Source organism: Halomonas caseinilytica (assembly GCF_001662305.1).
Taxonomy (GTDB): domain Bacteria; phylum Pseudomonadota; class Gammaproteobacteria; order Pseudomonadales; family Halomonadaceae; genus Halomonas; species Halomonas caseinilytica.
On the sequence record NZ_BDEP01000015.1, the window covers coordinates 246,587 to 272,044 of the forward strand.

Sequence of the window (25,458 nt, forward strand, 5' to 3'; positions counted from 1 at the left end):
GGGCCAGGAGGTTCAGGTCATCCCGAAGCTTCTTGTGATGTCATGGATGCCTTGGGTGAGGTGTCACTCGCGGCGCTTGCCTCGAGCCTGTTGCATTGTCCTACCTTTGTCGATGCGTCGCCAGGATGGTTCCTGATTTCCCTGGATCAGCGATAGAGGCGAAACCGTTTCCAGTCCGGGCGCTGTTCGGCCTCCTCGGGTGTCTTGCGATAGCGCTTGTATTCCCATTGATACTGGGCCGGGTCCAGGGCAATGGCCGCCTCGACGCTGGCATTGACGCCGGCGGCGGAGGTTGTCTCGTTGCTGTCGTAGACACGCTCGTCGGCGGCCAGGAAGTGGATGGCGAAACCGCGTCCGGGCAGGCGGCGTGCCACCCCGGTGACCACGCGAGCTTCGGTGCGGGCCACCAGTTTGGGCAGCAGTGTGGCGGTGTAGGCCTGGCGCCCGAAGAAGGGCGCGAAGACACCGCTGCCCCATCCCGGTTCCTGGTCCGGGAGGATGCCGACCGCCTCGGTGCGTTTCAGGGCCTTGAGCAGGGCGGCCACGCCGCGAGGGTTGGTGGGTACCAGGCGTGCCCCCTGACGCTCGCGCCCCCGGCGGATGATAGGGTCGAGAGCTGCCAGCTTGGGTGGCTCGTACATCGCCGTGAAGGGAAAGTGGCTCGACAGCCAGAAGTTGAGCACTTCCCAGTTGCCGAGGTGCGGCGCCAGGACGATGACGCCCTGTCCCCGGTCACGCGCGTCGTCGAGCAATTCCCGGCCGTGCACTTCCTGGATTGAGTCGGAAACGCGGCGGGCATCGCCCAGCCAGGCGAAGCCCAGTTCGAGCATGGTGGCGCTGGAATGCACCAGGCTGTCCCGGGAACGCTGCCGGCGTGCAGACTCGTCGAGTTCGGGATAGGCCTGGCCCAGGTTGATGCGCGTGACTCGCCGCTCGCGCCGGCTGATATGTTGTATCAGTGGTCCGACCAGACGGGCCAGCCGCCAGAGCGAAGCAGGTTGCCAGCCGGACAGGATACGCCATAGCGTGGCGACCGCCCGGCTCTTGAAGCGTTCGGAGAATGATGCGGATGCGGCCATGGGTCAGACCAGCCAGGTATCCACGTTTTCCGGCTTGCGGTGTTCCTGCAACCCCTTGAAGCCCTTGACGCAGCGGATGACCAGCCAGATCACCGCCAGCAGCCAGGTGAGGAAACCGATGAGGATGAAGGTCAGCAGGCCGGAGACGGCGAAGTAGAGCAGACCGATCCAGAAGGTGCGGATCTGGTAGCGGTAGTGCTCGTCGAGCCAGTCGGGCCCCTTGCCGCGATAGACGTAGGCGATCACCACGCCGACCAGGGAGGTCAGCCCGCCGGTGACGATACCCGCCAGATGCAGGGCATAGATGACCATGGGAATGGTCGTATCGGGGCTGTGATTGGATTCGACGACCACGGGATCGTGGGGCGCTTTCTCGTTCATCGGTCATCCTTGAAGGGTGGGTGAGAAGTGATGGTTGCCTGGTTCATGATACCTTGCACCGCGATCGATGCCACCGGGCGAGGGGCATGTCAGCGCAGCGGCCGGCTGATTTCCAGCAGGTTGCCGTCCGGGTCGCGCAGGTAGAGGGACTCGAGCTCGCCATTGGCACCCTGTCGCTTGACGGGGCCAAGCTCCACATCCACCGACAGGGCTTCCAGGTGGCGCTGAATCTCGTCCAGGGGCAACTGGCTGCGCAGGCAGAGGTCGAGGCTGCCCGGTGTCGGCGTGGCGGCGCGGGGTTCGATATCGGTGGCGGTCCAGTGCAGGCGCAGTGCCATGTCGCCGAGCATCAGGTCGACGCGTTCCCGGTCGCGATAGCGTACATCGAGCCCGAGAACCCGACTGTAGAAGTCCACGGCGCGGGAAATATCGGTCACGGTGATGACCAGATGGTCCAGACCTGACAGCATGCATGTCTCCTTGAACGGTGTCTCTGACAAAAGAATACGATGATGCAGACGTGTCCGCTATGCGCCTCGCCCGATACGGGCGTCTATCACCGCGAAAACGAACGTACCTACCTTCGATGTGGACATTGCACGCTCGTTTTCGTGCCCGCAGGGCAACATCTGTCCGCGGCCGAGGAGAAGGCCGTCTACGATTGCCACGAAAATCGCCCCGATGATCCTGGATACCGGCGTTTCCTGGGACGGCTCTTCACGCCTCTAGTCGCGCGCCTGCCGCCCGCGGCGCAAGGGCTGGACTTCGGATCGGGGCCCGGGCCGACCTTGTCGCTGATGTTCGAGGAGGCGGGACACCGGATGACGATCTTCGATCCCTTCTACGCGCCGGACGAGACGGTATGGCAAGGGCGCTACGATTTCATCACGGCCACCGAGGTCGTCGAGCACCTCGCCGCGCCGGGGAGGGAGTTCGAACGGCTGGTCGCGCATCTGAAACCCGGTGGCTGGCTGGGCCTGATGACCAAGCGCGTGCGCTCGCGAGAGGCGTTTGCCGGCTGGCATTATATCCGCGATCCCACCCATGTGGCCTTCTTTTCCGAGTCGACATTCCGGTGGTTGGGAAAACGCTTCGGCCTGCACCCATGTTTTCCTGCCGATGATGTTGTGCTGTTGCAGAAAGGGTAACCGGGCGCATTTGATAACCTGCCGTTATTGAAAGGGAAATTAACCACAGGGGCAGTGGAAACCGATTGGCCGGTCGAGGGGATGAGCGTATAGTCCGCGCGACGTCGCGATACGCTGCAGATCGTGGCGTCCCTTCCTTCCCTGCCACGAGAGTCCTTCATGTCACGGCATCTGTTGTTCATGGTCCTGGCACCGTTGCTGGGGCTGTTCATCCTTGCCATCGGCAACGGGTCGCTGGCCACCCTGACCACCTTGCGGCTGGATTCCGCCGGTTATTCGCCACAGGTCATCGGCTGGGTGTCCTCGGCCTATTTCATCGGCCTGGCGCTGGGTGCGCTGTTCAATGACCGACTGCTGTTGGCGATCGGCCACATCCGTGCCTATGGCAGCTTCGCTTCCCTGGTGGCGGTGACCGTTCTCCTGCAGGGGCTGTTTGTCGACCCCGTGGGCTGGTTCGTGTTTCGCCTGATCGGTGGCTGGGCCACGGTCGGCGTCTTCCTGGTCATCGAGAGTTGGTTGCTGGCTGCCGGCGAAGCGAAGTCCCGGGGCCGTTTGCTGGCGCTTTACATGATCGCCATGTATGGCGCGGGCGTGGTGGGACAGTTGATGCTCGGCGTGACCCAGTCGATGGGCAGCACGGCACCGTTCATGATCATCGGCATGCTGGCGGCGCTCTCGGTACTGCCGATGGCGATGATCCCTCGGGTGACGCCGTTGCTGGAGAAGGCGGAGCCGCTGTCTCCCTTGCGCCTTATCACCCTGACCCCCACCGGCGTGATGGGCAGTTTTGGCTCGGGATTGGCGGTGGCGGCGATCTACACCTTGTTGCCGCTCTATCTGCAGGGGATCGGCCATGGTGTCGACCGGGTCGGCCAACTGATGGCGGTGGTAGTGCTCGGGGCCATGCTGCTGCAGTATCCGGTAGGCCGTTGGTCGGATCGCCATGACCGGCAGATGGTATTGATCCTGATGGGAGCGGCCTGCGCCCTGATTTCTGCCGGCATCCTCTGGCTGCCGCTGGGCGGTTGGGGATTGGCGGCCCTGCTGTTCCTGCTTGGCGGCGGGGTGTTCTCGCTGTATCCAGTCGCGGTCGGCCATGCCGCCGACCGCGCCCCCGCCGGTGCCTTGGTGCGCATGAGCCAGGGCCTGCTGCTGATCAATGCGATCGGGTCGACCCTGAGTCCACCGGTGATTTCGCCGGTCATGTCGGTGTTGGGAGACGAAGGACTCTTCTGGTGTCTGGGAGTGTTGGGCGTCGGGCTGGTTGGCTTTTTCGGCTGGCGGCGCAGTGTGCGTCCGGCGCCGGTGCCGGTGGCTCCCTTTTCGCCCACCACGCCGCTCAGTGCCGTGGGCGCCGAACTGGCGGTGACCGACGAGTGGGTACAGGGTGCCCTCGAGCACGAACATGTGGAAGATCTTTCCCATGCTGTGCCTGACGTGGCGGTGGCCGAGCCCTTGGTGGGGCCGCCACCACCCGACGAGGCCCATATTGCCTACTACGAGGACGAGCCGGCGGCCGGCATGGAGCGGAACGGCTCGAAGGTTGCGACCTAGGCATAATGGTTCATGAGGCGATGTGAAAATAAGCTCGTGCCTCAGTCCTTTCTGTCGAGGAGTCGTCATGACCCCCTATATCGCCCCCGTTCGTGAGCATCGTTTCGTACTCGAGGAACTACTGGAACACGAGGCTTTGTCGCTACCCGGTTTCGAGGAGGTGGGGGCCGACCTGGTCGAAGCGGTACTCGAGGAGGCTGCGCGTCTCGCCGGGGAAGTGTGGGCACCGCTGAATGCCAGCGGCGACCGCCAGGGCTGCGTACGCCGTGATGACGGTGGCGTGAGCGTGCCGGAGGGGTTTGCCGACGCCTACCGAGCCTACGCCGAGGGAGGCTGGAACGGTATCGGTGTCGATCAGGCGCATGGCGGGCAGGGGTTGCCCGAGGTAGTGGCCAGTGCCGTGCAGGAAATGCTGCATGGGGCCAACATGGCCCTTGGGCTGTGCCCGATGCTGACCGCCGGTGCCATCGAGGCCTTGATACAGCATGGCGACGAGGCGCAATGCGCGCGTTATCTGGCGCCGCTGGTGGAGGGGCGCTGGACAGGCACGATGAATCTCACCGAGCCCCAGGCTGGCTCCGACCTTTCCCGGGTGCGCACCCGGGCCGAGCCGACTGACGAAGCCGGCACGTACCGCCTGACCGGCCAGAAGATCTTCATCACCTGGGGCGAGCATGATTGCGCCGAGAATATCCTGCATCTGGTGCTGGCGCGCCTGCCCGACGCACCCGAAGGCAACAAGGGCATTTCGCTGTTTCTGGTGCCCAAGTTCCTTGTCGATGACGACGGTGAACCAGGTCAACGCAATGATGTTGTCTGCGCTTCCCTGGAACACAAGATGGGCATTCACGCGTCACCGACCTGCGTGCTGAGCTTCGGTGAGCGGGAAGGTGCCATCGGGTATCTGGTCGGCGAGCCGGGGCGCGGGTTGAACCACATGTTCACCATGATGAATGCCGCGCGCCACAAGGTCGGCATCCAGGGCATCGGGGTGGCCGAGCGAGCCTGTCAGCAGGCGTTGGCCTACGCCCGGGAGCGTCGCCAGGGGCGCCGTAGCGGCGAGGAGTGCGCGATCGCCGAGCACCTCGATGTAAAGCGCATGTTGCTGTCGATGCGCGCGCGAACCGATGCCCTGCGCGCCCTGGCGCTGACATGCGCGTCGGAGATGGACAAGGCGCGTCATGCCGAGGAAGACGATGCCCGGCGACGAGCCCAGGCTCGGGTCGATGTGCTGATCCCGGTGGTCAAGGCCTTTTCTACCGATCAGGCCGTGGAGATCGCCTCTTTGGGGATACAGGTTCACGGTGGCATGGGGTACATCGAGGAGACTGGCGCCGCTCAGTTGCTGCGCGACGCACGCATCGCGCCCATCTACGAGGGGACCAATGGTATCCAGGCCCTGGACCTGGCCGGTCGCAAGCTGGGTCGTGATGGCGGTGCTGCCTTGGCCGCCCTGATCGATGATGTTGAAGCCACGGCGTCGGCACTGGCCGCGCGCGAGGAACTGGTGGCGCTTGGCGAGAGCCTGGCCGGTGGGGCAGCCGACCTGCGCGTTGCCATGGCTGCCGTGCTGGAGAGCAGTCGTGATACCCAGCATGGCGAAGACGCCATTCAGGCCTTCGCCACGCCCTTTCTTTCGCTGGTCGGCCATGTCCTGTGTGCCTGGCAGATGGGACGTGCCGCCCTGGTGGCCGAGGCGGCACTGCTTGACGGCAGTACGGATCCCTTCTATCGCGCCAAGTTGGCTGCCGCCGACTACGCCCTGCGTCATTGGTTGCCGGTCGGTCGTGCCCAACGTGCCGTGATCGAGGCCGGCGTGGATGGCCTGACGCACTACGTCCCGGATATCGATTGACTCCCTTTGTTGCTCTGTGTGGTAGCTCCGGTGGCCCACCCAAAGGAATGATTGCCGCCCAACCTAGCGTTCGCTAGGGTTGGGGCGAAGCATCGTCGTTTCACAACATGAGGAGCTACCATGAGCGAATCCTTGATCGAGGTGCGGGACAATGCCGGCATCGTGCGCCTGACCATCAACCGCCCCAAGGCGCTCAATGCCTTGAACAGCGAGGTGATCGCCGAGCTCGAACGTCTTCTGGTCGATCTCGAGGGGCGCGATGACCTGCGTGCCGTCCTGATCACCGGGGCTGGTGAAAAGGCCTTCGTGGCTGGTGCCGACATCACGGAGATGCGCGGCAAGTCACCCCAGCAGGCTCGCGATTTCGCCGGCCAGGCACTGCGGACCATCAAGCGTCTGGAGACGTTGCCGGTGCCGGTGGTGGCTCTGGTCAACGGCTTCTGCCTGGGCGGCGGTTGCGAGCTGGCACTGGCCTGTGACTGGGCGGTAGCCAGCGACAATGCCATCTTCGGCCAGCCCGAAGTGCAGCTCGGCGTGATTCCCGGGTTCGGCGGGACGCAGCGCTTGCCGAGGCGCGTCGGGCCGGCAATGGCGCTGGACCTGGTGACGACCGGCCGCAAGATCGATGCGGCCGAGGCGTTGCGCATCGGGCTGGTCAATCGTGTCATGACCCAGGATGAGCTGGAGGCTTACGCGGACGAGCTGGCCGGGCAGCTCGGCGGCAACGGACCGCAAGCGGTACGCAGCGCCAAGCAGGCCGTGCATGATGGTCTGGATCAGGATCTGGACAGTGCCCTGGCACTGGAAAACAGCCTGTTCGCGCTGTGCTTTGCCAGCGAAGAACAGACCGAGGGCATGGGCGCCTTCGTCGAGAAGCGCAAGCCGAACTTCCGCTAGCCATTGCCGGCAAGTTGTCCCGGACGGCCACAGCGAGATGTCGTGGCCGTTTGGTTGATGTTGTCATGGCCTGGCGTGTCCTCGAAGGCGCGTGACGGAAGAGAAAAGCAGTCAGCGGGACAAGTACCGTCAAGGTGATGACGGGAGGGGCTATAGTGGTGAAGCTTGAACGTGCCGAACCTCATCATCTGGATGCCGTCCTTGAGTTGGTACGTGCCTTTCATGCTGAAGAAGGTGTGACGCTCGAAGAAGAAAGGCGCTCTGAGGCGGTCAATACGCTGCTGAACGCCCGTCACTACGGGTATATTTTTCTGATATATGCAGAGGAAGGTCTGATCGGTTACCTCGTGGTCTGTTTCGGCTATTCGATCGAGTTTGCCGGTCGCGATGCCTTCATCGATGAATTGTATGTCATCCCTGAAGCACGTGGTCGGGGGGCGGGCAGGGCTGCTCTTACGGAGCTTTCGCAGACGATGCAGGAAAACGGGGTTGTCGCTCTGCATCTTGAAGTGGACAGATCGAATGACCGTGCACGATGCCTTTATCGAGAGATTGGATTCACGCCTCGCGACAACTATGGGCTGATGTCGCTATCGTTGGTGTGATTCCGTCATCAGTGCGACTTCTGATGACTCGGTCAGAAAATCGGGGAGTGCGAGATGAAAACCATCGGCCTGTTGGGTGGCATGAGCTGGGAGTCCACGGAGAGCTATTATCGGGCGCTCAATACCGGCATCAAAGCGTCGCTGGGAGGCCTGCATTCAGCGAGGGTGGTGATGGTCAGCGTCGATTTCGCCGATATCGAGGCGCTGCAGCGCCAAGGGGACTGGGAGGCCATGGCGAACATCCTGGCTCGGGAGGCGCGCCATATCCAGATGGCGGGAGCGGACATGTTGCTGATCGCCACCAATACCATGCACAAGGTGGCACCCGAGGTGGCCGAGGCCATCGACATTCCCCTGCTGCATATCGCCGATGCCACCGGGGAACGGCTGGTGGCCGACGGCATGCAGCGTGTCGGCCTGCTGGGCACCCGCTTCACCATGGAACAGGACTTCTACAAGGCCCGCTTGACCGAGCGCTTCGGCATCGAGGTACTGGTGCCCGAGGAGGAGCAGAGGGAGCAGATCCACCGGGTCATCTATGAGGAACTGTGTCAGGGGCGGATCGAGCCGTCGTCCAAGGTCGGGTATCTCGACATCATCGAGACGTTGCACCAACGAGGCGCCGAGGCGGTGATCCTCGGCTGTACCGAAATTGCCCTGCTGGTCAATCAGACGGATACGGACTTGCCGCTCTACGATACCACGGCGATCCATGCGGCCAGTGCCGTTGCCCGGGCGCTCGAGGCTTGATGGGCTTCCGGCGGTGAGCAGCCGGGCTGGCGCTGGTAGAGTAAGGGATCACGAATTCGCCAAGGGAGAGGCAAGGTGCGCATTACTCAGCTCAACATCTATCCGGTCAAGTCATTGCGAGGCATCGGCCTGGAGGCGGCGTCGATCACTGCCCGCGGGTTCGCCTTCGATCGGCACTGGATGGTCGTCGATGATGACAACCGTTTCGTGACCCAGCGGGAACTGCCGGCCATGGCCCAAGTGGCGGTAAGGCTCGAATCGCACGCCTTGATTCTCGAGCATGCCGACGCCGCCGAGCCCCTGGTCATCGAGCTTGAGCGCAATGAGGTGGCACCGCGCCTCGAGGTGCGCATCTGGAAGGAGGTCTGCGAGGCGCTGGACGAGGGAAGCAGGGCCTCCGACTGGTTGACCGAGGTACTCGGCCGCCCTGGCGGCAGTCGCCTGAGGCTGGTGCGCTTTCCCGATGACCAGCGTCGCGACATCGAGTCCGATTATCTGCGTGGTGAGAGTGCCCAGACCGGCTTCGCCGACGGCTACTCCTTTCTGGTGACGTCCGAGGCGTCACTCGCGGCGCTGAATGCGCGACTCCTCGACAAGGGGCTCGATGAAGTGCCGATGAGCCGGTTTCGTCCCAATATCGTGGTGCAAGGTGAAGCGGCCTTTGACGAACGGGAGTGGGATGAGCTCGGTAATGAGGAGGTGCGCCTGGGGCTGCGCAAGCCCTGCAAGCGTTGCAAGATCATCACCCAGGATCAGCGGACCGGTGACGCCCCCACACCCAAGGAACCGCTCAAGACGTTGGTCGAGATGGCAACCCAGCCGGGCTGGAAAGGCACCTTCTTCGGGCAGAACGCCATTCTGCTGGCCGGCGAGGGACGAGAGTTGCGCGTGGGCGATCGGGTGAATGTCTCGAGGCGGCGTGCGGATAGCTGAGCATGGCAAGATGGTTCGGCAGCACGGGTTCGAGACCCTCGTGCGCGAGCCGCCCCTCATCGGCATGGCGCTGCCCGTGGGCCGCCATGCCGATAGCTCCTGAGGCAGTCAGCGAGCGGGGTCGATCATGCCCCCAAGCGAGGCATTGCGGCGGAACCAGCCGGCGATACTGGCCCGGGGCCAGCGGGTTGGCAGCACCTCATGGGGAATGGTCTCGGCGAGAAAACACACGAAGGTGCCGGCCTCGGGCCGGACCCGAGCCACCTCGCGCTCGTCGTCCGGTGAGTAGATGACCATTTCGCCCCCACCATCCGACGGCCAGTCGGGCGTCAGATAACCGACCGTGGACACGACGCGATTGGCGCGCCCCCGGAAGCTGTCCAGATGGCGCCGATAGAAGGCGCCGGGCGGGTAGTGGGCAAAGTGAGCCTCGTACTCGAACAGGCCTAGAAACAGCGCCTGGTTCAGGGCCTGCTGGAGTTCTCCCATGGCATCGAGATAACGCCGCTGGGCCTGGCTCTCGCGATCCAGCCAGCGAATGGCGTCACCGCGCACATCGCGGCGCAGATGATGGTTGTCGCCACGGCCGATGCCGGCGGCCACCAGGGCGTCGCGTGCCGTCATGTCGTCGAGTTCGGCATGCAAGGCCTCGCACAGGGCGTCGGGGAGAAAGGCGGTGCCGACATACCACCCCTGGGTGACCAGGCCATCGATCAGTTCGCCAAGGCGGGCTTCGGGAAGTCGTGGCGTGTCGTTCATGGTGCGGACATCCGGCGTGCAGGATGGTGTCGCAATTCGCCGCCGGGGCGATGAAAGAGGCTGATCGGCATATCGAAGCCCTCGGCCAGCAGTTCCACCAGCATCATCGACGATAACCCCCAGATGACATGCTCGTCCTGGCGGTAGCTGGGCACGTAATAGTCGCGCTCATCGACACGGATCACGTCGGTATGGGTGCGTTGGTCCTCGAGGAAGTGGCGCACGGGGACCTCGAAGATGGTATCCAACTCGCGTGGATCGGGTGTCAGCGGCAGGTCCGGGGGGATCACGCCGACGAAGGGCGTCACCAGGATGCCGTGCAACGAGACGACGTCCGAGAGCCTTCCGAGGATTTCCACGCGTTCGGTGGGAAGACGGATCTCTTCCCGTGATTCGCGCAGGGCGGTGGACAACAGGTCGGGATCTTCAGGCTCGCGCTTGCCGCCGGGGAAGGCGACCTGGCCACTGTGGGTGGCAAGGTGCGCGGCGCGGCGGGTGAACAGCAGCGTCGGTTCCGGGCGAGCCACCACGGGAATTAGTACGGCGGCCCGGGGCAGGTCGAGCTGCAGGCGACGAGGGGCATGCGCTTGCAGGCGCTCACGGAGTTTCTCTAACATGGTCTTTCCGTCGGGTTTCACCCCTTGTACCCAGTCGCCGAGCGCGGCGTCAAGTCCGGGCCGGGAGCATGTCGCCGGCTCGTCAGGGAGGACCATGAATTTTTGCAGCCATTGTGGCCAGCCGGTCCGCTTCGCCATTCCCGAAGGGGACGACAGGCCGCGCTATATGTGCGACGCCTGCGGGACCATTCATTATCAGAACCCGCGTATCATCGCCGGGACGCTGCCGGTCAGCGGTTCACGGATCCTGCTGTGCCGTCGTGCCATCGCGCCGCGCAAGGGTTACTGGACATTGCCGGCCGGCTTCATGGAGAACGCCGAGACCACCCTGGAGGCCGCGGCGCGCGAGACGCGGGAAGAAGCCTGTGCCGAGGTGGCGTTGCATGGCCTCTATACGCTGATCAACCTGCCGCATATCGATCAGGTCTACATGATCTTTCTGGCCGACCTCGAAGGCAGCTTCGATGCCGGCCCGGAGAGTCTCGAAGTGGCACTGTTCGAGGAGTGGGAGATTCCCTGGGACGAGCTGGCCTTTCCCACTATCGAACGGACGCTGCGCCACTTTTGCGATGATCGTCGCGAGGGAAACTACCCATTGCATGTCAGCGATATCACGCCGGAGGATCGCGAACGCTATTTCGGCTCGGCCTGACGGCTTTCGACAGGTCGGAACGCGACAGGCTCGGATGGCTTCACCCAGGACGGCGCGGACGAGGTGCTCGCGTGGGCCATGCAACGCCTGTTGTCCCAAAGCCTGTTGCCTTAAATGTCTTCCAGGCGCCATGCGTCGAACGCTGGTTCCTCATAGGGATGGGCTTGCCGCAGTGCCGCTACGGCATCGTGGATGAGCGCGTCGTCGCAGACGAGCTCGACCTTGAGTTCGGCGACCCTTTCCAGATCGCCGACCTGGCCGATATGCGGATCGGCGCCGTCCAGCGGGCGGAATTGTCCGGTGCCCCGGGTCTGGAAACAGCATGCCTCGTAGTCGCCGATGCGCCCTGCGCCGGTGGCAAAGATGGCTTCCTTGACGGCTTCAGCATCTTCCTCGGGAACGAAGAAAGCGAGTTTATACATGGCATGTCCTTCTCGGGTGGTTCGGGTCCATCCTCGTGGCTGAAACAGCGTCTGGCAAGGCATCGGCCCAAGCCAGCCGCTGGCTGATGTTGGACAAGTGCTCGACGAGACGAAGGGAGCGGGATCATGGATACCGAATGGCGTGATTTTCTGATGTCTCTCGATCTATCGCCCCGCGGCGAGCCTCGCCCGCTGGGCGGTGGCGATATCGCGGCGGTGTCGTGGCTGGAAACCGATCAGGGGCCGGTGGTGATCAAGCGTGACGACCCCGAGCGACTTTCCGGCGAGGCGGAGGGCTTGCGCGTCCTGCGTCAGGCATCAACGCGGCTGGTGGTGCCCGAGGTACTGGGGGAAGGCGAGGGTTGGCTGGTCATGGAGGCGCTGGAGAGCGCCGGACGCGCCGGAAGAGACGAAACGGTCCTGGGTGAGGGGCTGCGCGAACTGCACGGCGTGACGCGAACGGCGCATGGCTGGCATCGCGACAATGCCTGTGGCGCCACCCCCCAGCCCAATGCGCCCCTCGAGGATGGGCGGGCTTTCCAGCGTGAGCGACGTTTGCTGCCGCTGGCTCGTGCCTGCCATGACAAGGGGCTGCTCGATGGCCGCTTGTGCACCAGGCTGGAGCGTGTCGCCGATGGCCTGGAGAGCTGGCTGCCTTCGCAGCCCGCCAGTCTGGTGCATGGCGATCTATGGTCGGGCAATGTGATGTTCACGCGTCGCGGGCCGGCCATCATCGATCCGGCGATCCATCGGCACTATCCCGAGGTCGACCTGGCCATGCTGACGCTGTTCGGCGCGCCGGGAGAGGCCTTCTTCACAGCCTACTGGGATGGTGCCATGCCCGATGACTGGCCGCGTCGCGAGGCGCTGTTTCAACTGTATCCACTGCTCAATCACCTGTTGCTGTTCGGTGGCGCCTATCGTGGCGGCGTCGAGCGTGCGGTTGGTCGGGTAGAGAACGGCTGAACGTCACTCTGCCGCCGATGCCCGTCGTTGCCCGAACAGCCGGCGCCACCAGGGTGCCCGGGAGGCGTCGTTCGGGGATGAGGTCTCCATGGGTCGAGTCAGGAAGTCGAGGATCGGTTCTACCTGGCTGGGGCGATCGAGCATGGGGGCGTGGCCGCATTCGGGCACTTCCAGGCTGACCAGGTCGGGGCGTGATTCGCGCATCTTGTCTATACTCTCGGCGCTCAGTAGCGTGGAAGCGCCACCGCGTACCACCATGACAGGGCACTGAATGGCACGCCAATCGTTCCAGAGATCGCGCGGCGTGTCATGGATGAATTGCTCACCGATGCGGGGATCGAAGTGGTGAGTCCAGCTGCCATCGGGGAGTCGGCGGGCACTGTTCAGCGCCAGTCGCCGCCAGGCATCGTCGTCCTCGATGCCGAAGTCGGCGTAATGGCGGCGCAGTTCGGCCTCCAGCTCACTGAACCGGGTGAAGCGATGAGGAACGGCGAAATAGGAGGCCAGCGAGGTCATGCCATCGGCTTCGAGTTCGGGGCCGACGTCATTGAGCACCAATCTATCGATGCGCGAAGCGGTGTCCTTGTTGGCGGCCAGCAGCAAACCCAGCAGGCCGCCCATGGAGGTGCCGACCCAGGCCACCCGTTTGAGCTGGAAATGATCCAGCACCGCCTCGGCGATTGTCATGTAATGCGAGTAGAGATAGTCGTGGGCAGGATAGAGCGACCAGCTGGAAAGCCCTCGCCCGGGAGTGTCCGGTGCCAGCACGCGCCACTCGGGACCCAACTGGCGTGCGAAGTCGTCAAAGTCGCCCCCATGCCGCGCCAGGCCATGCCAGGCGATGATGGTACGAGGAGCGTCCGGATTCCATACCCGCACGGCGATTTCCAGTTCCCGGACCTTGAGCAGGGTCAATGCATCCATGGTGTGGCGTCCTTGTTGGTCTGCGCTACGCTGTCTTGCAGCTTAGTCGGTACGATGAGGCGTGCTGGCGAAACGGAAAATTTTCACGCAACTTGCATGAACAGCGATGGATTCATGCTGGAAACATGCGACAATGTATGTAAATCAAGTCCACGAATCGACAAAGGATCTTGCCGATGATGCCTTCTCGTCCCGTGAAGCCGGCGAGCTGTGCCGCCCGTCCGGCCCGTAGGGCTCTTTTGCCAATGCTAGTCGCCTCCTTGATGGCCGGCCAGGTACAGGCCGCCGATTTGCTGACCATCACGCGGGATGCCCTGGAAAACAACGCCGAACTGGCGGCCGCTCGGTCCGAGACCAACAGCGTGGAAGCCGGGCGTGATGTCGAGCGTGGCGATCTGTTGCCCCAGGTGAACGCTTCCGGGCAGGTCGCTCACAACGAGCAGTTCGAGAGTCAGTCCAGCAAGTTCAGCGTGGGAAGCACACCTTCCGATGATAGCTACAACAGTGCCAGCCTGACGCTGGAGGCGTCCCAGGCGTTGTACGACGCGGTCAACAGCGCCGAGCTCGAGCAGGCCGAGCGGCAGATCGATCAGCAGACCTATCAGCTCGCGGCAACCGAGCAGCAGGTGCTGATCGATGTGGCCTCGGCTTACTTCGATATCCTGCGTGCCCATGAGATCCTCGAGGCTCGCCGTGCTCAGGAGCGTGCCATCGGGCGTCAGTTGGAGCAGGCGCAAGAGCAGTTCGACGTGGGCCTGATCGCTGTCACCGAGGTGGAAGAAGCACAGGCAAGCTATGATCAGTCGCGTGCCGATCGCATCTCGGCCGAAAGCGATTTGCAGGTGGCCTTCGAGGCGCTCGAACGCTTGACCGGCAAGCGTTATGACAGCATCGAGTCATTGGAGGAGGCCATGCCGGTCACGCCTCCCGAACCCGCCAAGCGTGGTGCCTGGGTCGACCTGGCCATGGAAAACAGCCCTCTGGTGCTGGCCCAGCAGGCTGGTGTCGAGGTGTCGCGTAGTGCGGTCGATGTTTCCAAGGCGCAACGCCTGCCGGTGGTCGAGGCCTTCGCCAACTACCAATATGCCGATAGCGATAACGATACCCTGAAAGGCGAGGATTCCTCCGCTCAGGTCGGTGTCGGGGTGAGCGTGCCGCTGTACACCGGCGGAAGGACCAGTGCGGGGATTCGCCAGAGTACCTATGCCCTGGAGTCCAGCCAGTACAACTTCGAGGCTCAACGTCGCGATACTGTCCAGCAGGTACGTTCGCTGTTCACCCAGGTGAGCAATGACGTGTCCACGGTGGAGGCGCGGGCCCAGGCGATCGTCTCCAACCGGAGCGCCCTGGAGGCGACTCGCGCCGGTTACGAAGTGGGTACGCGCAACATCGTCGATGTGCTGAATGCCGAGCAGAGCCTCTACGATGCCATCGCCAACCACGCCGACGCGCGTTATGACTACGTCATCAACCTGCTCACCTTGCGGCAGCAGTCGGGGACCCTGGATGTCGATGCCATCGAGGAAGTCAACGGCTGGTTGACTGAGAGCGAGAGCGTTACCTTCACGCTGCCGGAAGAAGGGCGTTATGACCAGGTGCTTGATATCGGCGCACCACCCCAGCCCGACGCATGATGCCGTCGGCATCCAAAAGACATACAGGTGTGGATGTATATTTTACATGCACGCCTGTATGCGTATAGTCTCTGTCGACTTTCGAAGTGCTCAATGGGATAGCTAGGCATGAAAACGATGATCCACAGGAGTCGGGGCGGTTGGCTGGCGCTGGCCTCGAGCCTGTTGCTGGTGGCCTGCGGCCAGGACGATGGCGGCCAGCAGCAACAGGCAGCGGGAAGCGACGCGCCACCTCGGCCGATGCAGGTGATGGAGGTGACGCGCCAGGATCTTCCCCTGGAGAAGTCCTATCCTTCCAAGCTGCGCAGCGATGAAGAAGTCACGTTGGTCGCCCGAGTGACCGGTACTCTCGAGGAGCGCAAGTTCGAGCCCGGTGACATGGTCGAGAAGGGCGATAGCCTGTATTCCATCGAGCCGGACCTCTACGAAGCCACGGTCGCACAGCGTCAGGCCGACCTGGAGAGTGCCAAGGCTGAATTGGCCAGGGCACAGAGCGATGCTCGGCGCTACGAGCAGCTGCTGAACCAGAACTCGGTGAGCCGTCAGCAATATGACCAGGCGCTGGCCGATCGCAACGTTGCGCGTGCCAGCGTGGCCCAGGCCGAAGCTGCCCTGACCAGCGCGCAGATCGATCTGGGATATGCCAATGTCACCGCGCCGGTGAGTGGCCAGATCAGCCTCAGTCAGGTGAACGTGGGCAATCTGGTGAATTCCGGTACCGAGCTTGCCACGATCACGCCTCTGGACCCCCTTGAGGTGCGCTTCCAGCTGCCGCAGGCCGACGCCTTCGCCTTGCGCCGACAACTGGTTGATCAGCCGGCGAGCGAGATCGGTGCGAAACTCGAGCTGTCGGCGGGCAACGAGTCTCTCGAGGGGCATCTGGATTTTCTCGGTGCCCGGCTTGACGAGGGCACCAGCACCGTTCAGGCCCAGGCCACCTTTGCCAACCCCGATGGCACGGCATTGCCGGGCCAGTTTGCGCGGGTGCACCTGCAGGGCCTGAAGCGTTTCGATGTGCTGGCGGTTCCCGAACTGGCCGTCACCCAGGGGATGATGGGGCCGCAGGTCTTCGTGCTTGACGAGGACAATGTGGCTCGGGCACGCACGGTACAGCTTGGCGAGCTGGCAGGCCCCTGGCAGATCCTGGTGGATGGCCTGGAAAGCGGTGAGCGAGTCGTGGTGAGCGACCCGGGCGGTCTGGAGCCGGGTACGCCGATCGATCCCCAGCCCTTCGACGGCGATGCCGAGTCGCTGATGGACGAACAGCGCCAGTCTCAGCAACAAGGCCAAGGGCAGGGACAAGCGCAAGGACAAGGCGGAGCGTCGGCCGAGGGCGGCCAGGAACAGGTCCCCGATGAGCCGTCCGCGCCGGCCGAAGAGGACGCGGCGGAATGAACTTCTCCAACTTCTTCATCAAGCGGCCGATCTTCGCATCGGTGCTTGCCATCATCCTGACGCTGATCGGGCTGATGAGCATGCGGGTACTGCCGATCGAGCAGTACCCCAGCGTCGTGCCGCCTACGGTCTCGGTCTCCGCCACCTTCCCGGGGGCGGATGCCGAGACCGTGGCGCAGACGGTGGCGGCGCCGCTGGCGGAGGCCATCAACGGTGTCGAGGACATGCTCTACATGACCTCGACCAGTGCCGACAATGGCTCGATGAGCCTCAGCGTGGCCTTCAACATCGGCAGCGATGGCGATATCAACACCATCAATGTCAATAACCGGGTCCAGGGGGCGCTGTCCCAGCTGCCAGAGGCGGTGCAGGATCAGGGCGTGACGGTGGAGCTGCGCTCCAGTTCGATTCTGATGCTGGTGTCGTTGATCTCGCCGGATGGCGATTACGGCTCCGTGTTCATGCAGAACTATGCCACCCTCAATATCCTGGATGAGTTGCGCCAGGTGCCAGGGGTCGGTGACGCTGAAGTGCTGGGTGGCGGTGAATTTGCCATGCGTGTCTGGATGGACCCGGACAAGCTGGCGCAATACGACCTGACGCCAGCCGAAGTGGCCAGCGCGATCCGAGCTCAGAACACCGAGGTGCCGGCGGGCAGCCTGGCGGCCACGCCACAGGCCGACCCACGCGCCTTCACCTATACCATTACCGCCGGAGGCCGGCTGTCGGATCCCGACGACTTCCGCGAGATCTTCCTGCGTACCAACCCCGATGGGTCGGCATTGCGGTTGGGTGATGTGGCGCGCATCGAGCTGGGGGCTTCCTTCTATGGTATCGATGCGAAGCTGAACGGCGGCACCATGACGCCGATCATGATCAATCAACAGCCTGGTGCCAATGCGCTGGAAACGGCCCGGGGTGTGGAAGAGGTCATGGATGAGCTGTCCGGTCGCTTCCCGCCGGGGCTCGAATATGTGACGCCCTACGACACGACCCAGTTCATCGACGCCTCTGTGGAAACGGTATTTCATACCTTCATCGAGGCATTCCTGATCGTTGGCGTCATCCTGTTCATCTTCCTGCAGAACTGGCGCTTCACGGTGATCGCCATGTCGGTGGTGCCGGTCTCGGTACTGGCGACCTTCGCAGGCTTCTATGCCTTTGGCTTTTCCATCAACTTGCTGACTCTGTTCGCCTTGGTGCTGTCGATAGGTATCGTGGTCGACGACGCGATCCTGGTGGTGGAAAACGTCGAACGGGTGCTCAGCGAGGAAGAAGATATCACCGTCATGCAGGCGACGATCCGGGCCATGAAGGAGGTTGGGGGCCCTGTGATCGCGACCTCGTTGATCATGGCGGCGGTGTTCGTGCCGGTGGCTTTCCTCGGTGGCTTCAGCGGGCAGATCTATCAGCAGTTTGCCTTGACCATCGCCGTGTCGGTGGCCTTCTCGGCCTTGATGGCATTGACCTTCACCCCGGCGCTCTCGGCGATCTTCATCAAGCATGATCTGCACCGCAAGGAATCGGCCTTCATGCGCGCGGTTCGCACGCCGCTGCGCCTGTTCGACCGCTTCTTCGCCGGTGTCACCGCCATCTATATGTGGACCGTCAAGGTGCTGGTTCGCTTCTGGGGATTGGCCCTGCTGCTGACCGCCCTGGTTGGTGCGGGTTCCTGGTGGCTTTATCAGAGTACACCTTCGACACTGGTGCCCGAGACTGACCAGGGGATCGTGCTGGCCTCGGTGCAGCTGCCGGACTCGGCGTCGCTGGCGCGAACCGAGGAGTACATGAACAAGCTGAGCTCTGCCATCGAAGACGTGGAAGGGGTGAAGTTCTCCACGGCGGTGGCGGGCTATGACATGTTGACGAGCTCGGTGAATACCGCACGCGGCATCATCTTCGTCAACATGGAGCCCTGGGGCGAGCGTGACCTGACGGCATCCGAACTGATCAACAAGATCATGCAGTTCGGTGCTCAGATTCCGGGGGGCTCGGCCATGGCCTTCAACATGCCACCGATCGTCGGTCTTTCGACCACGGGCGGTTTCACCGGATATCTGCAGTCCTATGAGGGGGCGTCTCCCGAAGAGCTCTATCAGGCTTCTCTGAAGGTCATGCAGGCGGCCAGCGAGCATCCGGCACTGAGTCAGGTCTTCACTACCTTCAATGTCAATGTGCCGTCCTACGAGGCCAAGATCGACCGCCAGAAGGCGATGAGCTACGGCGTGCCGATGGAGTCGCTGAACTCGACGCTGGGAAATACCTTCGGCAACGGGTTCGTCAACTACTTCAGCTACCAGGGGCGCAATTTCCAGGTCTACCTGCAGAACGAAGACGAGTTCCGCAAGACGCCGGATGATATCTCCAACGTCTATGTTCGGGGTGGCGATGGTGAGCGGATCCCGCTTTCCGAATTCGTGACCATGGAACGCAAGACGGCTCCGGCGGTAGTGACACGCTTCGGTGTCTATTCCGGCGCGCAATTCCAGGGGGGTGCGGCCCCTGGCTACAGTTCGGGCCAGGCAATCGAGGCCATGGAGCAGGTCGTCCAGGAGGAGCTTGGTGACGGCTGGGGCATGGGCTGGACCGGTACCGCTTATCAGGAGAGTCAGGCCGGTAGTGCCGCAACCTTGGCCATCATCTTCGGCATACTGATGGTGTTCCTGATCCTGGCGGCGCAGTACGAGAGCTGGTCGCTGCCGCTGGCGGTGTTGACAGCCACGCCGTTCGCCTTCCTCGGTGGCATTGGTGGCATCGCGCTGCGCGGGCTCGATACCAGTGTCTACGTGCAGATCGGGATGCTGGTGGTGGTCGGCCTGGCGGCGAAGAACGCCATCCTGATCGTCGAGTTCGCCGAGCTGCAGCGCCGCGAGCAAGGCAAGACGATCCGCGAGGCGGCCATCACGGCGGCACATCTGCGTTTCCGTCCGATCGTCATGACCTCGCTGGCGTTCATCTTCGGTACCTTGCCACTCGCGTTGGCAACCGGTGCCAGTGACACCAGCAGTCACCATATCGGCACCACGGTGGCGATGGGTATGGCCTCGGTGGCTGTTCTTGGCAGCGTGTTCGTGCCGACCTTCTACGCCATGATCGCGGGTGTCTCTGACTGGCTGAGGCGCAAGACGCAAGGCCAGCGTGATGACCATGGTGGCGACGAGCCGGCGCTGGAGCACGATACGCACTGAGCACCTGGCGTGCTCGAGTGCAGGCGGGCATCGTTCCTTCGGGAACGATGCCCGTTTTTTTGTGCGGGAAGTGACAACGCGATGTTCGAGACAAAAAGGGAGGCGTCGCTCGGGATTATTCGACTATGCTGATGGATAGAAGAGCACTTTGCCGGCTAACGGGACCGGCGGGAGGAGGATGCCATGAACGCCATCACCGATCTTGCCCTGCGCTTTCCGCTGATCGTTTTCACCGTGCTGTTGGCACTTCTGGGCGTGTACTGGCTGCTGGTGCTGCTGCGCTTGGTGCCTACTGAGCTGTTCGAGCGGGACAGCCTCAAGGAGGACCATCTGGCCAGTACCATGGTGTCGCTCGGATTCGCCGGCGTGCCTGTCTCGGTAGCCTTGACCATACTGACGCTACTGGCCGGCGCCGTGACGCTGGTCGTCGAGTTGCTGGTGCTCAGTTGGGTACCGCTGGGCTTTTTCCGGGTGCCGGTAGGCGTCGTGGTGCTGTGGTTGTCGTTCGCGCTGGCGTCACCCGTGACGGCGGGGGTGTGCCGGCGGTTGCATTGCCGGCTGCATCGCCACCCCGGCCTGTCTCGGCGTTGCTTGCTCGGCGAGCGGGTCCAGGTCACCAGTGTCGCTGAGAATGGGCGTGCCAGCGCCGTGATGGATGATGATGAGGCTCGCGAGGTTCAATTGCTGGGCAAGACGGACAACCAGCCCAGGACGGGCGAAACCCGGATCCTGGTCAAGTATCTACCGGATATCGATGCTTACCGTTCGGTGCTCGAAGAGGACTATCTGGATGCCCGCACTCGGCTGGTGCGGTTGCACCTGGTCGGTCATCACGAGACGTCCGAAGGGCAACGACATGGCCACAATGGCTCGACGCCGTCAGCCTGAATGATTGTCCCGCTCGAACAGACGAAGTTGGGTATCGACCAGTTGGGTCCCGCGTTCGTAGAGGGAGAAGGCCTCGGTATCGCGCAGCCAGTCATGGAAGAGGCCACTGAGGGTCGACTGAAGAAGCTTGGTGGCCACTTCCGGGTCGAGGTCCTGGCGTAGCAGCCCCTGGTCCCGGGCCTGGGTGAGATAGATCAGCAAAGCGTCCAGGCATTCGCTGGCCATCTCGCTTTCCATGGCGCGGGGATCGATATCGCTGAAGAACTCGCAGCGGTGAACCAGAGTGACATGCACGCGCCGATGACGGGGCTGCTCCAGGCGACGGAACCCGAGCTGACAGCCCAGACGAATCGCCTCCAGAGGTGAAGCGTCGCTGGGGGCAGTTTCCGCTACGAGTTCCTCGAATGGCATCCGGACCCTGTCGAGCATGGCGCGGAACAGATCGGCCTTGTTGCGGAAATGCCAGTAGACGGCCCCGCGGGTCATGCCGGCATGCCGGGCGATCTGCTCCAGCGAGGTGCAGGCGACTCCTTTCTCGAAGAAGACATCTTCGGCGGCGTCCAGCAGCGCCTCGCGCGTGGCCTCGGCTTCGGCCTTGGTACGTCTGGCCATGGGGGATTTCGACTCCGGATGATGCGTGCTGTCTATTCTACCCGAGGGTGACAGCTTTTACATTCGTTGTTGTATGGTGACAGCTACGACTCGCCCTTGATGCGCGTTGCGTGTATAAGGCGAAGCAGAACCTTCTTCCATCAGACAAGGACCGACGATGGCGCGCGCTCCCTTCGAAATGGCCGATATGCGTGTAGCCCCCGGGACCCGGCAGCAAATCGATGTGCCCGTGGCCAGGCTTTACACCCATGCTCCCTTGTACATTCCCGTCGAGATCGTGCATGGCCGGCAAGCAGGGCCGGTGCTGCTGGTGTGTGGCGGTATTCATGGCGACGAGATCAATGGGGTGGAGATCGTGCGACGCCTGTTGCGCTCGCGGCAACTGGCACGGTTGCGGGGCACTCTGATCGCCGTTCCCATCGTCAATGTGTTCGGATTCGTGCAACACAGCCGATACCTGCCGGACCGGCGCGATCTGAACCGATGCTTTCCGGGGAGCGAATCGGGCTCGCTGGGTGGTCGGGTGGCGGCACTGTTCCGCGAGCAGATCGTCGATCAGGCAACCCATATCATCGATTTGCACACCGGTGCCATCCATCGCACCAATTTGCCGCAGATCCGGGCTCAGTTGGGGTCGAATGACGAGACAGAGCGCATGGCCAGCGCCTTCGGCGCGCCGATCATCCTCAATGCGGAATTGCGGGAAGGCAGCCTGCGACATTATGCGCAGAATCGTGGCACGCCGGTATTGACCTACGAAGCTGGCGAGGCGCTGCGTTTCGACGAATGGGCGATCACGCCAGGCGTGCGTGGCGTGCTGAGAGTGATGCGCCGCCTCGGCATGCTCAGTGGCGAGCATCGGCGTCGTACCCCTCCGGTGGCGGAGCTGGCAACCGGCTCGAGTTGGGCGAGAGCCCCGATCGACGGCATCCTGCGCCCCCAGGTGCGCCTAGGTGCGAGGGTGGCCAAGGGTGAGCGGCTGGGGCGCGTCGCCGATCCTTTCGGCAATGCCGAGGGCGAGGTGCTGTCGATGGCTGATGGCATCGTCATCGGGATGGGGCGTCTGCCGCTGGTCAATGAGGGCGAGGCGTTGTTCCATATCGCACGCTTCGATGTCATAGAGGAGGCCGAGAACGCCGTGGAAACCTTCCAGTCGAGCCTGGAGCCGCCACCGGACTCGCTCTACTGAGCAAGGACGCGATCAGCTTGCCAGGGCAGGCTGGTCCTCGGCCACCAGGCCCAGGGCATCGTCGAACACCGCCAGGCCGGCGCCGTCACGGTGAGCGTTTTCGGACAGATGACGCCGGAAACGTCGACCTCCCGGGCAGCCCTGGAACAGCCCCAGGAGATGGCGGGTGAGGTGATTGAGTCGGGCGCCTTCCTCGAGCCGGCGGGCGATGTAGGGGCGCAGCGCACGCGCCGCCGCGTGCCGGCTCTCCGCCGGATCCGGCTGGTCGTACAGGCGGGAATCCACCGACGCCAGTAGCCAAGGGTTCTGATAGGCTTCGCGACCGACCATCACGCTGTCGACGTGATCAAGCTGCCCGAGGCAATCGTCCAGGGTCTTGAGGCCGCCGTTCAACCCGATGTGCAGCTCGGGGTGCTGAGCCTTCAGGCGGTGAATGCGCGGATAGTTGAGAGGTGGCACGTCACGGTTCTGCTTGGGGGAGAGCCCTTCCAGCCAGGCCTTGCGTGCGTGCACGATGAAGGTGTTGCAGCCGGCATCGGCGACGTGCTGGATGAAGTGTGCGAGGTCGGCGTCTTCATCCTGATCGTCGATGCCGATGCGGCATTTTACGGTCACTGGAATAGAGACGGCTGCTTGCATCGCCTTGACCGCCGCGGCGACCTTGTCGGGGTAGGCCATCAGGCAGGCGCCGATCAGGTTGTTCTGTACGCGGTCGCTGGGACAGCCCACGTTGAGGTTGACCTCGTCATAGCCCCATGCCTCGGCAATGGCGGCGCACTCGGCGAGCTCGCCGGCATCGCTGCCGCCCAGTTGCAGGGCCAATGGATGCTCGACGGCATCAAACCCCAGAAAGCGCACCCGCGGTGAACCATGCAGGATAGCCCCGGTCGTGACCATCTCGGTATAGAGCAGGGCACGACGTGTCAGGGTGCGAGCGAAGGCGCGGTAATCGCGGGTGGTCCAATCCATCATAGGCGCGACGGAGAAAGTCCTATCTAGCTCCGGGCGCGCGGTGTCAGTATTCATACCGGTTGTGGCGGTTGCCATATCATTCATGACTGTTCATATTTACAGTGGTTTTGCCCTGTTTTTCGCCATGTGTTGGTACAGATTTGGCACACGGGGCCTTGGCAATTTGGTACATCAGGAGGGCCCGCGTGGCGACGATCAGGAAGCGTCGGCGAAAGGACGGCAGTTTCTCATACCTAGCACAGATCCGCATTTCTCGACGTGGACAACCAGACTTTTCCGAGTCGAGAACGTTCCCTAGGAAGGCGATGGCAGAGGAGTGGGCCAAACGTCGTGAACTCGAACTGAACAGCCCTGGTGGGGTCCTTTCGGCGAAATGGCGGGGTGTGACCTTGGGCGATGCTATCGAACGCTACATCCATGAGTTTGCCCAGGACGCTGGCCGTTCCAAACGGGCTACCATCCAGCAACTACTGCGCTTCCCGATCGCTAGGGTGCAGGTCACCGACCTGACAAGCGAGCAGATCATCGAGCACGCCGTGATACGTCGGAACAGCGGCATCAAGCCTTCGACGATCAACCAAGACATCACCTGGCTGGGCATCATCCTCAAGACGGCTGCGGCGGCTTGGAAGATGCCAGTGGAGCTCAACGAGTTCGAGTCGGCCAAGCTGTTGATGCGCAGCAAAGGATTGGTTTCCCGGCCGGGTTCCCGGGATCGACGGCCAACGGGTGAGGAGATCGAACAAATCCGAGCCTACTTCCGCCGCTCGCAGCGGATTCGGCCCAGCGCAATCATTCCCATGGAAGACATCATGGACTTCGCTATTGCCTCCTCGAGGCGCCAGGAGGAGATCACCCGCCTCACTTGGGAGGATCTCGACGAGAAGGCCATGACGTGTTGGGTACGTGATGCCAAGCACCCACGACAGAAGTGGGGCAACCACAAGCGCTTCAAGCTGAGCTACGAGGCCATGGCCATCATCCAAAGACAGCCGCGGACACAGGGTGAGGAGAGGATCTTTCCCTACAACGGAAAGTCGATCGGAACCCGCTGGCGGGCGGCGTGCGCCGCCTGCGGAATAGAAGATCTACGCTTTCATGACCTGCGACATGAGGCGACATCTCGGCTCTTTGAAGCGGGTTACGAGATAGTCGAAGTGCAACAGTTCACACTGCATGAGAGCTGGGATGTGCTGAAAAGGTACACGCATCTGCGCCCGGAAAACTTGGCGTTGCGTCAGTCCCCGGGCGCCTGATCAATCACGTATTAACGCGCTGCCACATCTTGTGCGCCTCGGCCCGCTTCTCGTCAAGGTACTCAGCGAGATCCACCGCGCTGACCAGCCAGGGGGATTTCTGGGAGTCACCGGCACGGTAGGTGGGCACCGGTAGGGCTTGGGCGCCGGCTCGGGTGCTGGCGGTTCGGGCGCTGATGCCGAAGTAGCGGGGGGCAACCTCGTCGAGAGGAAGCTCGCTGCGACCGTCGAACTCCGCCAGTAGTCCGAAGTAGGTGTTCATCGTTGGGGCCTCCTTTGGCAATGTTGGAAGCATTGCGTGATTTTTTTGAATACGGCGCCGGTAGTAACGCCGCGGGGCAAGCGTTTATCGGACATGACGGCGTTTCCGTTCGTTGATCTCCTGACACTCGATGCAAGTGTTGGCCCAGGGCGCGGCCTCGCGTCGGGCCGCAGGGATCTCGTCGCCGCACTCTTCGCACTCGTCGTTGGCGGCCGGGGCAGGTGGCAGTCGGCGGTGGGCGAGGGCGCTTTCCATGCGTCGTTCCAGCAGGTCGGTGGCGAAGTCGGCGTTATCAGCCATTGGCCTTGATCTCCTGTACCCGTTGGCCATCGCGGTACGCACATCGGTGATCGATGATGGCCTTTCGCAACTCGTCCTCGCTGTCGAAGGCGATGACGATGGCATGCCGGTGGTGTACCTGGCCGCTATTCTCTGTGAGCACGGCGAGCTCGCCGGCGTCCTGCAGGGTGCCGCGTGGGGCGCCTTGATCGATGCGTTTCCTGCGCATGTCGTCCTCCGT

General features: G+C 63.0%; 27 protein-coding genes. 15 read left to right on the forward strand and 12 right to left on the reverse strand.

The features are described from left to right. Positions 1–146 precede the first annotated feature (146 nt). The 3 genes from A9O65_RS09875 to A9O65_RS09885 all read right to left on the reverse strand — a co-directional run bounded on the left by A9O65_RS09875 (position 147) and on the right by A9O65_RS09885 (position 1,930). Positions 147–1,079, reverse strand: coding sequence for a lysophospholipid acyltransferase family protein (locus tag A9O65_RS09875; protein WP_064702023.1), 933 nt, complete (start codon positions 1,077–1,079; stop codon positions 147–149). 3 nt (positions 1,080–1,082) lie between these two features. After that, complete coding sequence (locus A9O65_RS09880) at positions 1,083–1,460, reverse strand: DUF4870 family protein (protein ID WP_064702024.1); 378 nt, start codon at positions 1,458–1,460, stop codon at positions 1,083–1,085. Between the two features lie 89 nt (positions 1,461–1,549). Beyond that, complete coding sequence (locus A9O65_RS09885) at positions 1,550–1,930, reverse strand: glyoxalase/bleomycin resistance/extradiol dioxygenase family protein (RefSeq protein ID WP_064698070.1); 381 nt, start codon at positions 1,928–1,930, stop codon at positions 1,550–1,552. A gap of 39 nt (positions 1,931–1,969) precedes the next feature. Between A9O65_RS09885 and A9O65_RS09890 the strand changes: the two genes are divergently transcribed. The 7 genes from A9O65_RS09890 to A9O65_RS09920 all read left to right on the forward strand — a co-directional run bounded on the left by A9O65_RS09890 (position 1,970) and on the right by A9O65_RS09920 (position 9,202). Beyond that, positions 1,970–2,608: a class I SAM-dependent methyltransferase gene (locus A9O65_RS09890; protein ID WP_064698071.1), complete on the forward strand. Its 639-nt coding sequence runs from the start codon at positions 1,970–1,972 to the stop codon at positions 2,606–2,608. Positions 2,609–2,767: 159 nt separating this feature from the next. After that, entirely contained in the window at positions 2,768–4,162 is a 1,395-nt protein-coding gene (locus tag A9O65_RS09895; protein WP_064702025.1) for an MFS transporter, read from the forward strand. A gap of 67 nt (positions 4,163–4,229) precedes the next feature. Beyond that, positions 4,230–6,017: an acyl-CoA dehydrogenase family protein gene (locus tag A9O65_RS09900; RefSeq protein WP_064702026.1), complete on the forward strand. Its 1,788-nt coding sequence runs from the start codon at positions 4,230–4,232 to the stop codon at positions 6,015–6,017. 120 nt (positions 6,018–6,137) lie between these two features. Next, positions 6,138–6,914 (forward strand): enoyl-CoA hydratase-related protein, encoded by a 777-nt coding sequence (locus A9O65_RS09905; protein WP_064702027.1) that lies wholly within the window; start codon positions 6,138–6,140, stop codon positions 6,912–6,914. Between the two features lie 158 nt (positions 6,915–7,072). Beyond that, positions 7,073–7,519 carry a GNAT family N-acetyltransferase gene (locus A9O65_RS09910; protein WP_217641190.1) on the forward strand — a complete coding sequence of 149 codons (447 nt, stop codon included), beginning with the start codon at positions 7,073–7,075 and terminating at the stop codon, positions 7,517–7,519. 54 nt (positions 7,520–7,573) lie between these two features. Beyond that, on the forward strand, positions 7,574–8,269 hold the full coding sequence (locus A9O65_RS09915; RefSeq protein ID WP_064702029.1) for an aspartate/glutamate racemase family protein: 696 nt from the start codon (positions 7,574–7,576) through the stop codon (positions 8,267–8,269). 75 nt (positions 8,270–8,344) lie between these two features. Further along, positions 8,345–9,202 carry an MOSC domain-containing protein gene (locus A9O65_RS09920; protein ID WP_064702030.1) on the forward strand — a complete coding sequence of 286 codons (858 nt, stop codon included), beginning with the start codon at positions 8,345–8,347 and terminating at the stop codon, positions 9,200–9,202. A 108-nt stretch (positions 9,203–9,310) separates the two neighbouring features. On the opposite strand, the gene A9O65_RS09925 is transcribed toward A9O65_RS09920, so the two are convergent. Together A9O65_RS09925 and A9O65_RS09930 are read right to left on the reverse strand one after the other, a co-directional pair. Next, complete coding sequence (locus tag A9O65_RS09925) at positions 9,311–9,961, reverse strand: 2OG-Fe(II) oxygenase (RefSeq protein WP_064698079.1); 651 nt, start codon at positions 9,959–9,961, stop codon at positions 9,311–9,313. Then, positions 9,958–10,578: a CoA pyrophosphatase gene (locus tag A9O65_RS09930; protein ID WP_137055160.1), complete on the reverse strand. Its 621-nt coding sequence runs from the start codon at positions 10,576–10,578 to the stop codon at positions 9,958–9,960. The genes A9O65_RS09925 and A9O65_RS09930 overlap by 4 nt, the downstream gene beginning before the upstream one ends. 94 nt (positions 10,579–10,672) lie before the next feature. Here A9O65_RS09930 and A9O65_RS09935 point away from each other — a divergent pair, with 94 nt between their 5' ends. Further along, positions 10,673–11,230 (forward strand): NUDIX hydrolase, encoded by a 558-nt coding sequence (locus tag A9O65_RS09935; RefSeq protein ID WP_064698081.1) that lies wholly within the window; start codon positions 10,673–10,675, stop codon positions 11,228–11,230. Between the two features lie 110 nt (positions 11,231–11,340). Here the strand turns inward: A9O65_RS09935 and A9O65_RS09940 are convergent, their stop codons facing one another. Then, positions 11,341–11,652: a YqfO family protein gene (locus A9O65_RS09940; RefSeq protein WP_064698082.1), complete on the reverse strand. Its 312-nt coding sequence runs from the start codon at positions 11,650–11,652 to the stop codon at positions 11,341–11,343. 126 nt (positions 11,653–11,778) lie between these two features. On the opposite strand from A9O65_RS09940, the gene A9O65_RS09945 reads away from it, so the two are divergent. Further along, positions 11,779–12,618: a fructosamine kinase family protein gene (locus tag A9O65_RS09945; RefSeq protein WP_064698083.1), complete on the forward strand. Its 840-nt coding sequence runs from the start codon at positions 11,779–11,781 to the stop codon at positions 12,616–12,618. Positions 12,619–12,621: 3 nt separating this feature from the next. On the opposite strand, the gene A9O65_RS09950 is transcribed toward A9O65_RS09945, so the two are convergent. Next, positions 12,622–13,542 (reverse strand): alpha/beta fold hydrolase, encoded by a 921-nt coding sequence (locus tag A9O65_RS09950; protein WP_064702031.1) that lies wholly within the window; start codon positions 13,540–13,542, stop codon positions 12,622–12,624. Positions 13,543–13,718: 176 nt separating this feature from the next. On the opposite strand from A9O65_RS09950, the gene A9O65_RS09955 reads away from it, so the two are divergent. From A9O65_RS09955 to A9O65_RS09970, 4 genes are all read left to right on the forward strand, one after another. Next, a complete protein-coding gene (locus tag A9O65_RS09955) occupies positions 13,719–15,176 on the forward strand; it encodes a TolC family outer membrane protein (protein ID WP_064702032.1) in 1,458 nt (485 codons plus the stop codon). 108 nt (positions 15,177–15,284) lie between these two features. After that, a complete protein-coding gene (locus A9O65_RS09960) occupies positions 15,285–16,571 on the forward strand; it encodes an efflux RND transporter periplasmic adaptor subunit (protein WP_064702033.1) in 1,287 nt (428 codons plus the stop codon). After that, positions 16,568–19,759: an efflux RND transporter permease subunit gene (locus tag A9O65_RS09965; RefSeq protein ID WP_064698087.1), complete on the forward strand. Its 3,192-nt coding sequence runs from the start codon at positions 16,568–16,570 to the stop codon at positions 19,757–19,759. Before A9O65_RS09960 ends, A9O65_RS09965 begins: the two co-directional genes overlap by 4 nt. 183 nt (positions 19,760–19,942) lie before the next feature. Beyond that, positions 19,943–20,647 (forward strand): hypothetical protein, encoded by a 705-nt coding sequence (locus A9O65_RS09970; RefSeq protein WP_064702034.1) that lies wholly within the window; start codon positions 19,943–19,945, stop codon positions 20,645–20,647. On the opposite strand, the gene A9O65_RS09975 is transcribed toward A9O65_RS09970, so the two are convergent. Next, on the reverse strand, positions 20,639–21,259 hold the full coding sequence (locus tag A9O65_RS09975) for a TetR family transcriptional regulator (RefSeq protein WP_064698089.1): 621 nt from the start codon (positions 21,257–21,259) through the stop codon (positions 20,639–20,641). The genes A9O65_RS09970 and A9O65_RS09975 overlap by 9 nt on opposite strands. A gap of 157 nt (positions 21,260–21,416) precedes the next feature. Here A9O65_RS09975 and A9O65_RS09980 point away from each other — a divergent pair, with 157 nt between their 5' ends. After that, positions 21,417–22,448 carry a succinylglutamate desuccinylase/aspartoacylase family protein gene (locus A9O65_RS09980; protein WP_064702035.1) on the forward strand — a complete coding sequence of 344 codons (1,032 nt, stop codon included), beginning with the start codon at positions 21,417–21,419 and terminating at the stop codon, positions 22,446–22,448. A 12-nt stretch (positions 22,449–22,460) separates the two neighbouring features. Here the strand turns inward: A9O65_RS09980 and dusA are convergent, their stop codons facing one another. Then, positions 22,461–23,504, reverse strand: a complete 1,044-nt coding sequence (dusA, locus tag A9O65_RS09985; RefSeq protein ID WP_074749285.1) for a tRNA dihydrouridine(20/20a) synthase DusA — start codon at positions 23,502–23,504, stop codon at positions 22,461–22,463. A 221-nt stretch (positions 23,505–23,725) separates the two neighbouring features. On the opposite strand from dusA, the gene A9O65_RS09990 reads away from it, so the two are divergent. Beyond that, positions 23,726–24,676, forward strand: a complete 951-nt coding sequence (locus A9O65_RS09990) for a tyrosine-type recombinase/integrase (protein ID WP_082920157.1) — start codon at positions 23,726–23,728, stop codon at positions 24,674–24,676. A 4-nt stretch (positions 24,677–24,680) separates the two neighbouring features. Here A9O65_RS09990 and A9O65_RS09995 read toward each other — a convergent pair whose 3' ends face one another. The 3 genes from A9O65_RS09995 to A9O65_RS10005 all read right to left on the reverse strand — a co-directional run bounded on the left by A9O65_RS09995 (position 24,681) and on the right by A9O65_RS10005 (position 25,446). Then, entirely contained in the window at positions 24,681–24,938 is a 258-nt protein-coding gene (locus A9O65_RS09995) for a pyocin activator PrtN family protein (protein WP_064702038.1), read from the reverse strand. Between the two features lie 84 nt (positions 24,939–25,022). Further along, positions 25,023–25,238, reverse strand: coding sequence for a TraR/DksA C4-type zinc finger protein (locus A9O65_RS10000; protein ID WP_064702039.1), 216 nt, complete (start codon positions 25,236–25,238; stop codon positions 25,023–25,025). Further along, positions 25,231–25,446, reverse strand: a complete 216-nt coding sequence (locus A9O65_RS10005) for a hypothetical protein (RefSeq protein WP_064702040.1) — start codon at positions 25,444–25,446, stop codon at positions 25,231–25,233. Before A9O65_RS10005 ends, A9O65_RS10000 begins: the two co-directional genes overlap by 8 nt. Positions 25,447–25,458: the final 12 nt, after the last annotated feature.